This is a genomic window from Spirosoma spitsbergense DSM 19989, assembly GCF_000374085.1.
GTDB lineage: Bacteria > Bacteroidota > Bacteroidia > Cytophagales > Spirosomataceae > Spirosoma > Spirosoma spitsbergense.
Window position 1 is genome coordinate 1 of record NZ_KB893436.1, and the last position, 11581, is coordinate 11581.

The following is an 11581-nucleotide window of genomic DNA, read 5'->3' on the forward strand; positions in this document are numbered from 1 at the left end:
GCCATGGCGGGGGTAATTTTATGGGATTACGAAACGGTCCGCAACCTGATTAGCCAGACTTCCACTCAAACAGGATTGTCGGTAGTGGTACGAATAGTGGAAAAGCAATACGAAAAGGGACTAAAAACGGCGCGGTCGGAAATTGACCTGACCCGCATTCGCCCTCATCCAATCAATCCACAACTTACCTATCTCGTACTTGCTTAAAATGTCACCTTATTTTATCAGCATTACTAAGATAGAGTACTCCCTGCATTTTTGCTTTCCCGGAGAAATAAAAAACGGCCTGCAACTGCCCGTCCCGCTTAAATGCCACGGATTTATCCAGTGTGGTATTGGCATACACTACCGTTGGCGGATAGAGACTCGCGGATGTAGTGGTGATGGGTTGTCCATAAGGGCTACAGATTGTCGAACCACAAAAAAAGTAACCGAACGTTATTTGCTTATCTATTCGGCTTTTGCTGAACGTTGGTCCTTCAAAACCGACCATGCCGTTTCCTTCGTAGTTGTCAGGAAACTGAATAGTGTACTCCCCGTTAAGGGGTTCCGTTGTCCAGGTTTTCTGGTTCGTTACGTTTAACGTTGTACTGGCAGAATCGGGTAGGATAGCCTCCTTACTGCATCCGGTTAGCAAAAAGAGAAAAAGAAGCGTACGTCGTTTTTTCATGAGATGTAGTCATTTACTGGTAAGACCCGCCTTGCCCGTCAGGAGTTGTAAGCAGAGAACGCTTCCCCAGGAAATTTTTCACGACAAAATTCCCGTAACTTTGTCGTACAATACTTTCCTGTTTATTCTGATGGATACTAAGTTCCATGGCGTAGGGGTTGCCATCGTAACACCTTTCAACGCTGACCAATCTATTGATTTTGATGGCTTCGGCCGCATCGTTCGGCACATCTCCGATGGAGGTGTGCGGTATATCGTTCTACAGGGTACCACCGGCGAATCGCCCACGGTGACTAAACAGGAAAAGGCCAAACTACTACAATACCTCAAAGAGAATAATCCCAAAAACCTCCCCATCGTTTTTGGCGTTGGCGGCAACGTAACATCCGACGTAGTAGCAGGCATGAACGATATTGACTTCGACGGCGTCGATGCGATTCTGTCGGTCTGCCCGTACTATAATAAACCCGGCAAGCGGGGGGTTATCGAGCACTTTACCCGTGTGGCCGATGCCAGCCCGGTGCCAGTGATTCTGTACAACATTCCGTTTCGGACAGGTATCAACATGAGTGCCGAAACTATTGTTGAACTGGCACAGCACCCGAATATCATTGGCGTTAAAGAGGCATCCTGCGTCATTGAACAATGCATGGAAATTGCCCGCGACAAGCCCGACGATTTCCTGCTTATATCTGGCGACGATGTGCAGGGCGTACCCATCGTTAGTATCGGTGGCGTGGGCGTTATGTCGGTCATTGCCAATGCCTTTCCGGCTAAGTTTTGCGGTATGATTGAGGCCGCCCTGCGGGGTGATTTCGCCTTCGCGCAGAAAGAACTCGGCCATTTTCTGCGAATAGACCCTTTATTATATGAAGAAGGTAATCCGGTTGGCGTTAAAAGTATTCTGGACATCATGGGGCTTATTTCATCCGAAGTAAGACTTCCCCTCATGCGGGCCTCCGACGATTTGGTCGAACGGCAACGGGCTGCTTTGCAGCGCGACGGGTTACTGGAACTGGTAGCATAAGTTGTTTTTATCCTTTGATAGGTTCCCTGTTTGTACTCATATAAACAGGAGAACCTATTTTTTTATACCAGTCCAATGTGTACCGGATCATCACCATCGTATGGAGTGAATGTAGCTGAATCCGCTGCCACATAAAACGAATAGAAAACCCCGCCCCTGGTAGTTTGAGTCAACGGCCATTCTCCGTTCTGGCAGCGTAAGGTCGTTTACCTTCACTCAAAATACCCCTGCCGATAGCATCAGGGCTTTTTGCAACGCTTCCTTGTTGATGGCAACAGGTATGCCCAAAGTGGCTAACGTCTGAATAATTTCTTCGGTTGGCAGGTTACCGGTCAGGTCGTCGGCAGCCAGAGGGCAACCGCCAAAACCGCGCAGCGCGCCATCTATACGCCGGACACCAGCGCGGACAGCCGCCCGCACTTTGGTGTCTGCTTCGCCGGGGCGGGCGTGCAGGTGCGCCCCGAACTCAACGGTCGGAAAGGCCGGAATCAACTGCCCGAATAAGGCCTCAATGGCTTCGGCTGTCGATGAACCAACCGTATCCGACGGGGCAATAATTTTCACGCCCATCGCCACCAGCTTTTCAACGAACTCCCCCACCAGGCCTTGGCTGTATTCATCACCATAGGGATTGCCAAAGCCCATCGACAGGTATACCACCAGTTCTTTACCGGCGTCAGCACAGCGACGCTGAATAGCAGCAACCTCGGTTAGGGCCTGCGCAATAGTTTTATTCGTGTTTCGCTGCTGAAACGTTTCTGAAACAGATAACGGGAAGCCGATATACTGAATGACATCATGGATCAGGGCTTCTTCGGCCCCACGCAGGTTAGCCACAATAGCCAGCAACTTCGTGTTGGTTTTCGCTAATTCAAGACCAGCCAGCACCCCGGCTGTATCCCGCATCTGCGGTATTGCCTTCGGAGAAACGAAGCTTCCAAAATCAAGGGTGTCGAACCCAACAGCCAGCAGAGCATTCAGGTAACGGATTTTCAAGTCCGTTGGCACAAAATGGTCCAGGCCCTGCATAGCATCCCGCGGACATTCTATGAGTTTCATCGGCGAACCAGTTGACGCATGAATAAGGATAGTATGACCATCACGGCCGCGCAGATGGCTAATCCACCGGCTTCGCGGGCCATTTCGATGTTCATACTCCGCATACCTACCTCACTAAACAGGAAGCCTTCAAACCGGGGAGGCCATTGGTAGATAGCCGCAATAACGTACCCAGCCGCGATAACTGCATACACCGCCGGTTGTCCAAGGCCGGCAAAGGCCATAAAACAGGCGATAGCTGCTACCAAATAGATAGGAATCCAAACCTGAGGGTCAGGATCGTTGTACTGAAAGGCTGCAAACAGAACGAAGAGCAGACCAAAAACCAGAGAAATGACTTTGCGCATAAAATAAATAGGTAACTAGTTAATCAATAACTGATTGACTCATTTACAGTACTCCGCCACCGCATTGACGGCATCGGCATAGCCCAGTAATTGAGCCTGTTTCAGATTCAGGCAGCCCGTTTCCCGGTTACTTTGCACGAGTTGGGCAATGCCCAACCCGTAAAAGGCTTTCCCGAATTTGGAGTCTGCTTTAACAGCCCGCTGAAAATCGGCAACGGACCCGGCAAGGTCTTTTTGCTCAAACCGAATCGACCCCCGGTTGTATAAAGCCAGTGCGTTTAATGAATCTAACGTTATAGCCTGCGAAAAATCAGTTAAGGCCGGCTGAATCTGTCCCTGCGTGGCAAACAACTGGCCCCGGTTCAAATACAGTTCGGCACTGATCCGGCGGCTGGTATCGGGGGCCAGTTTAATGGCCTCTGAGTAATCTTTAAGGGCGCCCGTCAAATCGTTTTGGGCTATTTTCAGCAAACCCCGATTGTAGTAAGGCCGGTAGAAACTGGGATTTAGTTTTATAGCCTGCTCATAATCAAGGGTAGCGTTGGTATATTCCTTCAACTCAAAGTAAGCCACTCCCCGCGATATAAAGGCATCGGCATTCTCATCGTCGGCCTCGATAGCCTGATTCAGCACTTGTACAGCCTCCCGAAATTTACCCTCTTTTAAATAACCCCGCCCCTGCTCAACGTATTTATCGGATGAGTTACAGGAAAAGAAAATGTACAGTGTACAATGGATAATAAATAATGATCGCTTCATAGATTTAATGATAGAATGAGTGACTGATAGAATGAATGAATCGTATCCTGGACACTATTCACTCATTCTATCAGTCACTCATTCAGAATTAATAACACCAAAGGTACAGGTGAAATTTGGTCGTTTGCGTAATAGTTACGTAACTTTGTACCGGCAAATCGGTGCTACCAGCTCCTGCTGAATCCCCCAGGTCTTGACCGAAGCAAGGGTAGGTGGTCGTAGCGGTGAGACATTGGTTTGCCATTTTTTGTTTCTGCCCGGTGCAGTTACGTTATTTAGCGGGTTATATGCATTTAGCTGTATCAAATCGCTAAATCCTCTGAACTCTATGAATCTGCTTAGTCAGCTCTCTACTTCCTTCAGCCGTTTATTTCACACCGCCCCCTTACTGATCTGTTCGCCCGGTCGTGTCAATCTCATTGGTGAACATACCGATTACAACCAAGGATTTGTGCTTCCGGCCGCCATCGATAAAGCTATTTATCTGGCTGTTGGTTTGCGTACAGATGATGAACTTCATTTTTTCGCTCACGACCTGGATGAAACCTTTGTCGGTTCACTCAACAACCTGTCTCCTACCACTACCTGGGCTGATTATCTCCTCGGCGTATTAGCCCAGTTTCGGCTGGCGGGTCATACACTAAAAGGTATCAACTGCGTTTTTGGCGGTACTATTCCAATGGGTTCCGGCCTATCCTCATCAGCCGCGCTGGAAAATGGAGTTGGTTATGCCGTCAATGAATTATTGGACTTGGGGCTTGACCGTATATCGCTGGTTCGGTTATCACAACGGGCCGAAAACGAGTTCGTTGGTGCCAAAGTAGGTATCATGGACATGTTTGCCAGTATGATGGGGAAGGCAGATCACGTGATTAAACTCGACTGTCGCTCGCTCGAATACGCCTACGCCCCCCTCAAAATGGATGGTATCAGTATTGTGCTCTGCGACTCACGGGTGAAACACGCGCTGGTAAACTCAGAGTACAACACGCGCCGGGCCGAATGCGAAGCGGGTGTCCGGTTTTTGCAGGTATTTTACCCAACCATCAACAGCCTGCGCGATGTGACCATGCCCATGCTGGAGCAGCATTTGCGGGACACGGAACCGTTGATTTACCGCCGATGCGCTTATGTTGTTCAGGAAAACCAACGCCTTATTGATGGCGTAGCGGCCCTGGAAAAGAACGACGTAGCCGCTTTCGGGCAACTGATGTACGGCTCGCACGAGGGGCTTAGTCACCAATATGAAGTTAGCTGCCCGGAGCTGGATATCCTGGTCGATATTGCCCGTCAGCAACCCGGTGTTCTGGGAGCACGCATGATGGGCGGAGGCTTTGGCGGGTGTACCATTAATTTGATTCAGGAAGCCGAACTTGACCACTTTAGCCGGGCGATTACCGGGGAATACAAAGCCCAAACAGGGAAAGATACGTACCTTCACACCTGTAAAATTCAGGACGGAACCGGTACAGTTACTATGGCAGTAAGTTAAGGTAGAAAAACACTTCTGTACGAACGACCATAAACCAATCAATTAACACTATTTTACCATGAAGTTTTTCATTGACACGGCCAATCTGGCTGACATTCGGGAAGCCCAGGAGATGGGAATTCTCGACGGCGTTACCACCAATCCTTCTCTAATGGCTAAAGAAGGGATCACAGGCAAGGACAGTGTGATGCGCCATTACAAAGAAATCTGCGAAATCGTGCAGAGCGATGTTAGTGCAGAGGTCATCTCGGTTACGTATGACGAGATGATTAAAGAAGGTGAAGAACTAGCCGAAATAGACGAAAATATCGTGGTGAAAGTACCCATGAGTGGCGATAGCATCAAAGCCATCAAGTATTTCTCCGAAAAAGGTATTCGTACTAACTGTACGCTGGTTTTCTCGGCGGGCCAAGCACTACTGGCCGCCAAAGCCGGTGCTACCTACGTGTCCCCGTTCGTGGGTCGGTTAGACGACATTTCGACCGATGGTATGGCCCTGATCGAGCAGATCGTTAATATCTATACAAATTACGGGTACACGACCGAAGTGCTGGCCGCATCGGTTCGCCACCCAATGCACGTGATTCAGTGCGCCGAAATTGGTGCCGACGTAATGACAGCTCCGTTGAGTGTTATTAAAATGCTGATTAACCATCCACTAACGGACAGTGGCCTAGCTAAATTCCTGGCTGATCACGCTAAAGTAGAAAAGAAATAAATCGTTTTCGGTCTACGGTCTGTGGTTGCGGTTTCCCGCTAGAACCATTTGTTTAGCGTTAGCCCCGGCGGGGAACCGCAATCACAAACCAGAAACCTTATTTCGCAGCTCATGTTCTCGACCGAATCCGTTCTTACGCTCGACCATGCCGATATTTATCAGGATAAAAAATTAATCCTGGGCAATGTATCCTTTCAGATACAAAAGGGAGACTTTGCGTATCTGATTGGCCGGACGGGCAGCGGAAAAACATCCCTGCTGAAAACGTTATACGCCGATTTGTGGCTTCAGAATGGTTCAGGGTTTGTGGCAGGCTATAAACTGGAAGCCATGAAACCCCGCGATGTTCCACATCTACGTCGGCATATCGGAATCGTTTTTCAGGATTTCCAGTTGTTTTTCGACCGCACCGTTGAAGATAACCTGAAATTTGTGCTCAAGGCCACCGGCTGGAAAAACAAGGCAGATATGAATAACCGCATTGCCGATGTACTCATGCAGGTAGGTTTGGGCACTGCTCAGAAAAAAATGCCCCACCAGCTTTCGGGTGGTGAGCAGCAACGGGTGGTCATTGCGCGCTCAATGCTCAACGAGCCACTCATCCTCATCGCCGATGAGCCAACCGGCAACCTTGATCCTGCCGTGGCTGATCAGATCATGAAAGTCTTTCAGGCAATCAACAATGCGGGTACAGCTGTTTTGATGGCAACCCACAATTATGACCTGCTGAACAAATACCCGGCCCGTGTACTACGCTGTCAGGATGGACAGGTAGTGGAGTTGCTGGGCTAGGTCGGCCTTTTAACCCAAAACTATGCTGTCTGACCGTCGTCATTTTCTAGGTTCCCTTGCCGCGCTTACCGGCACAGCCCTGCTTTCTGAGACGCATTCTGCTCAGGCAGAAAAGACCGCGAAGTCGTTTCCCATTTCCTGTAATTCCTACAGCTGGCTAACGTTCTACGGACGGCAGGGTAAAACGTGGATGGCTGACCCCGATGCATCGTTAAGCGAACTGGCACAATCGGGACTAACGGCTTATGAACCGGCGATTAATTCGCCTGACGAAGTCATAAAACTCCTACCCCTGTTAAAAAAACACGGGCTGGTCATGCCATCCCTATATGTAAACAGTACCCTCCACCGAACCGACGAAGCCCAAAAATCCATTGATTTGGTTCTGGCCATCGCCGAAGCCACCCGCCCTGCCGGTACGTCCATTTTTGTAACCAACCCCAGCCCTATCAAGTGGGGCAGCGACGATGACAAAACCGACCCGGAATTGATTGAGCAGGCCAAAAACCTGAATCGGCTGGGAGACGAACTACGCAAACGGGGCATTACGCTGGCTTACCATACCCACGCACCCGAACACCGTCAGGCTGCCCGCGAATTCCACCATATGCTGTTGGCAACCGAGCCAAAAAACGTTTCACTCTGCCTGGATGCCCACTGGGTTTATAGGGGATCAGGCAACTCACAAGTGGCCTTATTTGATGTAGTGAAGCTTTACGGTAAGCGTATTGTTGAAGTACATATCCGGCAATCGAAGGCGGGTATCTGGCAGGAAACGTTCAATGAGGGTGATATTGACTACCAACGGCTGGCAACCGACCTGAAAACACTGGGCGTCCGGCCTAATTTAGTCCTGGAGCAATGTCTGGAAAAAGGCTCACCCAATACACTGGGCGCTTTGGAAGCGCATAAGCAGGATCTGATTTATGCCAAAGACGTTTTTGCCGGTTTAATTTGATCAGTACTCGAAAAGTGGCAACAATTTTTAGATAGCGTGGTTTGTAAACTAACACTTACCTATACGTTATTATGGCTACCGATTTAAATAAACCTGAAACGCAGGAAAAACCCGTAAAGAATATACAGCCGAATATTGGCCTGGAGAAAGAATCCATGACAAAAGCCAATGAGCTGCTCAACGCTTACCTCGCCGACCTGCACGTACTCTATATCAAAACCCGCAAGTACCACTGGAACGTGGCCGGGCCGAGTTTCAAAGAATACCACTTGTTTTTTGAGGAGCAGTACAACCAGCTCGAAGAGTTCATTGATCTGGTTGCCGAACGTATTCGTACGCTTGGAGGCCGTCCACTAGCCACCATGGGCGATTTCATTAAGGAAACAAGCCTGGAGGAGGACCACAGTGGCGAAGTAAAAACGCAGGCAATGTTTGAACGACTCCTGGCCGATCACGAACAGATGGCCCGCGAACTGCGGGAAGACGTAGCTACCTGCGATGATGACCTGGACGATGCAGGTACGGCCGATTTCCTGACGGGTCTGATGGAAGAACACGAAAAAATGGCCTGGATGCTGCGGAAGTACCTTTCCTAGTCATGAATTGTGAGCGATGAATGATGAATGCGGAAAAAATTTCTTATCATTCATCATTCATCACTCATAATCCTTTAAAGTGCCAAAGTACCTCTCCCTGCGCTCTGGTCTGAGCAGCGTTTTAATCTGGTCAGTTATCTCAGCCGCCTTCATTGGCCCCGGTACCGTTACGACCTGTGCTGTAACCGGCTCCCGCTTCGGTCTCAACCTGCTCTGGGCATTGACCTTCTCTACGCTCGCTACTGTTTTGCTCCAGGAAGCGGCTGCCCGAATTACCCTGGCATCGGGGCTGAGCCTGGGTGAACTACTAACAAAGGCTTACGGGCAACGAATCCGCTGGGTTATAGTCGCTCTGTTTGGTGCCGTAACCCTGGGTTGTGCTGCTTATCAGGCTGGTAATATATTAGGCGCTGTTGGCGGGCTCTCTCTATTGATTGGTGTTCCTACCGGTGGTTTGCCAACCCAGATACTAACCACAATTGTCGGCATAGTGTGCGCTGGATTGTTGTGGCAGGGTTCCCCCCGGTTCATTGCCAGTTTTCTGGGCCTTGTCGTCTTTGGGATGGGTATTGCCTTCGCCTACGTAGCCTGGAGTGCATCGCCAGACATGGGCCATTTATCGAAATCCCTGCTTATCCCCTCTATTCCAACTGGTTCAATGGTACTGGTCATCGGGCTTATTGGAACAACCATCGTACCGTATAACCTGTTTTTAGGTTCTGGAATGGGCCATGCCGGTGCTGAACAGTCCCTAGCTGAAATGCGCTGGGGAATTGGTATTGCCGTTTTTATTGGCGGGCTAATCTCCATGATGATACTTATCTCCGGCACATTGATTACGGGAGAATTCACCTTCCTCAATGTTGCACAAACTCTGGCCACCCGATTGGGGAGTTGGGCGGGAGCCTTATTTGCCTTCGGATTATTTGCGGCTGGTTTTTCATCGGCCCTTACCGCTCCGCTGGCGGCTGCCATTACCGGCCAAAGCCTGCTGGGGTGGCGGGTACAATCAACGGCCTACCGGGCAACATGGCTCGGTGTAATGGCCGTCGGGATGACCTTTGGGTTGTTAGGTGCCAAGCCCGTACCCATCATTGTACTGGCGCAGGTAGCCAATGGGTTACTATTACCGGTAGTAGCCATCTTCTTACTGATAGCTGTCAACAACAAAACGTTACTACCCGCTGCTTATCGTAACAATTTCTGGCAAAACATTGCGCTCGTAGCTATCGTTTGCATCACGGCTTTTCTCGGCTTACGGAACATCTGGCTGGCTTTTCAATGAAAAGGTTCGGGAAACGAATAATAGCTATTCATTCCCCGAACCTTTACCTTTTGTTCAGAACTCGTTATTTCTTTTTGCTCAACTGACGATTTTGCTGTTCCAATCGCTCGATCCTTTTCTGCTGCTCGATAAGGTGAAGCGTTAGTTCTTCATTCTTCTTCACCAACGTGGCTAAAAGAGTAGTCAGATCCACGCCTTGCTTCACCATATCCTGCGCGCTCGGCAGTTCAGGCAAATGCCTGTTCTGCTGAATGAATTTCTCTACTTCGCTCAGGGAGGGCAGCTGGTACGCTGGTGCAAACACATAATCGGCCCATTGGCCTTCGGACGTGGGCTGTACGTGCATAGCCAGGGCCGACAGCCGGGCTCCCAAAGTCACATCTCCTTTTTCATTGACTGTCAGAAATTTAGCCGACGTACCTTCACTTGCTGGCGAGTTGGCAGTCATGTTCGTCAGGCGAAGGCCACTGCGCCCGTCAGCACCCGCAGTCAGTTCAAGTCGATTCTGGGGAGTTGACGTACCAATACCAACGTTTACGTTATTGCCTAATACCATGGCGTTACTGCTCAGTACCCGGGCATTGGCACCTATGGCTGTTGCATTGGAAAGACCCACACCTACCCCAATGGCATTGGCACCCAGCAGGGTGTTATCATAACCGTCGGCCCCCTCAAATCCGGCATTGGGACCAATCAGCAGATTACGCTGTCCCCGCTTACTTCCCTGCCCGGCATTATAACCAATGAAAACGTTATCACTCCCATCGGTGTTGAGTTTACCGGCTTCATAGCCCACGAATGTGTTATGACTACCAACCGTATTGGGGAACCCGGCTTTGTAGCCAAAGTACGTATTGTATGAGCCAGATGTGTTTCCCTGGCCGGCCATACTACCTATAAAGGTATTATAGGTGCCACCAATCACTGCGCTGGTACTCTGACCAATAAACAGGTTATTGGTACCATTAGGCGACTGAAAGCTAACAACCTGATTATCGGGCGTGATAACCTGACTTTGAGCAAATCCCTCTACCGATAGGAAGAAGGTAAATGCAGCTAAGGCGATAGTAGAAAGTTTCATAAATAAGTCGATTTAGGGATGCAGTAAATATCGAACAAAATTCGTTCCGAATTGCAGCCGGGCGTATTAATCCTTTCAGAAGCATGTACAGATAAGCGTAGTGAACGCCCACTAAGCTATAGGTTAAGTCCCCACCCGCACCAGCGGCCCGACCAAACCTCATTAATTCGAGTTGACTTTATGTCTTTGGCCTTATCAGGATACTTAATGCGGCCGGGCCACCAATGCGGTGGTTTGACTCTGTCGTAGCCACTTTGCTGGCCTTCTTGTTGGCCAACATACTATGCTCTTTCAGTAGTGCATACAAACGATCCCAGCCTGGTTTTATGTGGTAACGAGTTAGAAACACGGTTAATTCATGATGCACTTTACGGATGCCCATACCGGGCACTTTACGGGGTATTCACCTGACTTCCTGTAGAATAGCATCCGCCTGGAAGCTCACTTTTTCTTATTGCCTGGAAGCCGCATACCAGGCCTGACGCACCCGGCCTGTATAGGCGGCCCCGAAACAGTCTACAAATTAGAGTTTATGTCAATTTAGGCTTAGGATGATTAGGATACTGAACAGGCTTTCGTGTCACTCTGAAATTGTGCAAGCCAGCGCACAAGTGAATCACCGTACCCACAAAATCGCTTTTTCGCAACCGACATGCATCCCGAACGATTCGATATCGTTTCGTACTCCCAATCACGTGTTCAACCTGAACCCGAATTCGCGATACCGCTTGGTTGTAGGCTTTCTGCTCCATACTCAATTCCTGGCCACGAGGCTTCTTGATGGGTTGGTACAACCA

Annotated in this window: 14 protein-coding genes; 8 read left to right on the forward strand and 6 right to left on the reverse strand. The window is 49.5% G+C overall.

Features of this window, described 5'->3' with window-relative positions:
• Window positions 1–207: ISAzo13-like element transposase-related protein (locus B157_RS34660; protein WP_041951954.1), on the forward strand; the 207-nt coding region annotated here is incomplete at its 5' end.
• Window positions 208–211: 4 nt separating this feature from the next.
• On the opposite strand, the gene B157_RS0107220 is transcribed toward B157_RS34660, so the two are convergent.
• The gene (locus B157_RS0107220; protein WP_020602689.1) at window positions 212–670 is read right to left on the reverse strand and encodes a hypothetical protein; all 459 of its coding nucleotides are present in this window, start codon (window positions 668–670) and stop codon (window positions 212–214) included.
• Window positions 671–800: 130 nt separating this feature from the next.
• On the opposite strand from B157_RS0107220, the gene dapA reads away from it, so the two are divergent.
• Window positions 801–1697, forward strand: a complete 897-nt coding sequence (dapA, locus tag B157_RS0107225) for a 4-hydroxy-tetrahydrodipicolinate synthase (protein WP_026308551.1) — start codon at window positions 801–803, stop codon at window positions 1695–1697.
• Window positions 1698–1913: 216 nt separating this feature from the next.
• On the opposite strand, the gene B157_RS0107230 is transcribed toward dapA, so the two are convergent.
• The 3 genes from B157_RS0107230 to B157_RS0107240 are packed head-to-tail and all read right to left on the reverse strand — an operon-like array spanning window position 1914 to window position 3862.
• On the reverse strand, window positions 1914–2756 hold the full coding sequence (locus B157_RS0107230; RefSeq protein ID WP_020602691.1) for a hydroxymethylglutaryl-CoA lyase: 843 nt from the start codon (window positions 2754–2756) through the stop codon (window positions 1914–1916).
• On the reverse strand, window positions 2753–3103 hold the full coding sequence (locus tag B157_RS0107235; RefSeq protein ID WP_020602692.1) for a transmembrane 220 family protein: 351 nt from the start codon (window positions 3101–3103) through the stop codon (window positions 2753–2755). Before B157_RS0107235 ends, B157_RS0107230 begins: the two co-directional genes overlap by 4 nt.
• A 39-nt stretch (window positions 3104–3142) precedes the next feature.
• Window positions 3143–3862, reverse strand: coding sequence for a tetratricopeptide repeat protein (locus tag B157_RS0107240; protein WP_020602693.1), 720 nt, complete (start codon window positions 3860–3862; stop codon window positions 3143–3145).
• A gap of 328 nt (window positions 3863–4190) precedes the next feature.
• On the opposite strand from B157_RS0107240, the gene galK reads away from it, so the two are divergent.
• From galK to B157_RS0107270, 6 genes are all read left to right on the forward strand, one after another.
• Window positions 4191–5354 (forward strand): galactokinase, encoded by a 1164-nt coding sequence (gene galK, locus B157_RS0107245; RefSeq protein ID WP_020602694.1) that lies wholly within the window; start codon window positions 4191–4193, stop codon window positions 5352–5354.
• Between the two features lie 58 nt (window positions 5355–5412).
• Window positions 5413–6072: a fructose-6-phosphate aldolase gene (fsa, locus tag B157_RS0107250; protein ID WP_020602695.1), complete on the forward strand. Its 660-nt coding sequence runs from the start codon at window positions 5413–5415 to the stop codon at window positions 6070–6072.
• A 111-nt stretch (window positions 6073–6183) separates the two neighbouring features.
• A complete protein-coding gene (locus B157_RS0107255; RefSeq protein WP_020602696.1) occupies window positions 6184–6864 on the forward strand; it encodes a cell division ATP-binding protein FtsE in 681 nt (226 codons plus the stop codon).
• 22 nt (window positions 6865–6886) lie between these two features.
• Window positions 6887–7822 carry a sugar phosphate isomerase/epimerase family protein gene (locus B157_RS0107260; protein ID WP_020602697.1) on the forward strand — a complete coding sequence of 312 codons (936 nt, stop codon included), beginning with the start codon at window positions 6887–6889 and terminating at the stop codon, window positions 7820–7822.
• Between the two features lie 71 nt (window positions 7823–7893).
• Complete coding sequence (locus B157_RS0107265; RefSeq protein WP_020602698.1) at window positions 7894–8418, forward strand: Dps family protein; 525 nt, start codon at window positions 7894–7896, stop codon at window positions 8416–8418.
• Window positions 8419–8497: 79 nt separating this feature from the next.
• Window positions 8498–9703 carry an NRAMP family divalent metal transporter gene (locus B157_RS0107270; RefSeq protein WP_020602699.1) on the forward strand — a complete coding sequence of 402 codons (1206 nt, stop codon included), beginning with the start codon at window positions 8498–8500 and terminating at the stop codon, window positions 9701–9703.
• 64 nt (window positions 9704–9767) lie between these two features.
• Here the strand turns inward: B157_RS0107270 and B157_RS0107275 are convergent, their stop codons facing one another.
• A complete protein-coding gene (locus B157_RS0107275) occupies window positions 9768–10784 on the reverse strand; it encodes a hypothetical protein (RefSeq protein WP_020602700.1) in 1017 nt (338 codons plus the stop codon).
• 530 nt (window positions 10785–11314) lie between these two features.
• On the reverse strand, window positions 11315–11581 hold a 267-nt coding region (locus tag B157_RS37300; protein ID WP_157618332.1), incomplete at its 5' end, for a transposase family protein.

Bases quoted from the DNA above. Each gene is read 5' to 3' on its own strand.
- B157_RS0107220 (WP_020602689.1), bottom strand. From the start codon at position 670: ATGAAAAAACGACGTACGCTTCTTTTTCTCTTTTTGCTAACCGGATGC.
- B157_RS0107265 (WP_020602698.1), top strand. From the start codon at position 7,894: ATGGCTACCGATTTAAATAAACCTGAAACGCAGGAAAAACCCGTAAAG.
- B157_RS0107230 (WP_020602691.1), bottom strand. From the start codon at position 2,756: ATGAAACTCATAGAATGTCCGCGGGATGCTATGCAGGGCCTGGACCAT.
- B157_RS0107240 (WP_020602693.1), bottom strand. From the start codon at position 3,862: ATGAAGCGATCATTATTTATTATCCATTGTACACTGTACATTTTCTTT.
- B157_RS0107260 (WP_020602697.1), top strand. From the start codon at position 6,887: ATGCTGTCTGACCGTCGTCATTTTCTAGGTTCCCTTGCCGCGCTTACC.
- B157_RS0107235 (WP_020602692.1), bottom strand. From the start codon at position 3,103: ATGCGCAAAGTCATTTCTCTGGTTTTTGGTCTGCTCTTCGTTCTGTTT.
- fsa (WP_020602695.1), top strand. From the start codon at position 5,413: ATGAAGTTTTTCATTGACACGGCCAATCTGGCTGACATTCGGGAAGCC.
- dapA (WP_026308551.1), top strand. From the start codon at position 801: ATGGATACTAAGTTCCATGGCGTAGGGGTTGCCATCGTAACACCTTTC.
- B157_RS0107255 (WP_020602696.1), top strand. From the start codon at position 6,184: ATGTTCTCGACCGAATCCGTTCTTACGCTCGACCATGCCGATATTTAT.
- galK (WP_020602694.1), top strand. From the start codon at position 4,191: ATGAATCTGCTTAGTCAGCTCTCTACTTCCTTCAGCCGTTTATTTCAC.
- B157_RS0107275 (WP_020602700.1), bottom strand. From the start codon at position 10,784: ATGAAACTTTCTACTATCGCCTTAGCTGCATTTACCTTCTTCCTATCG.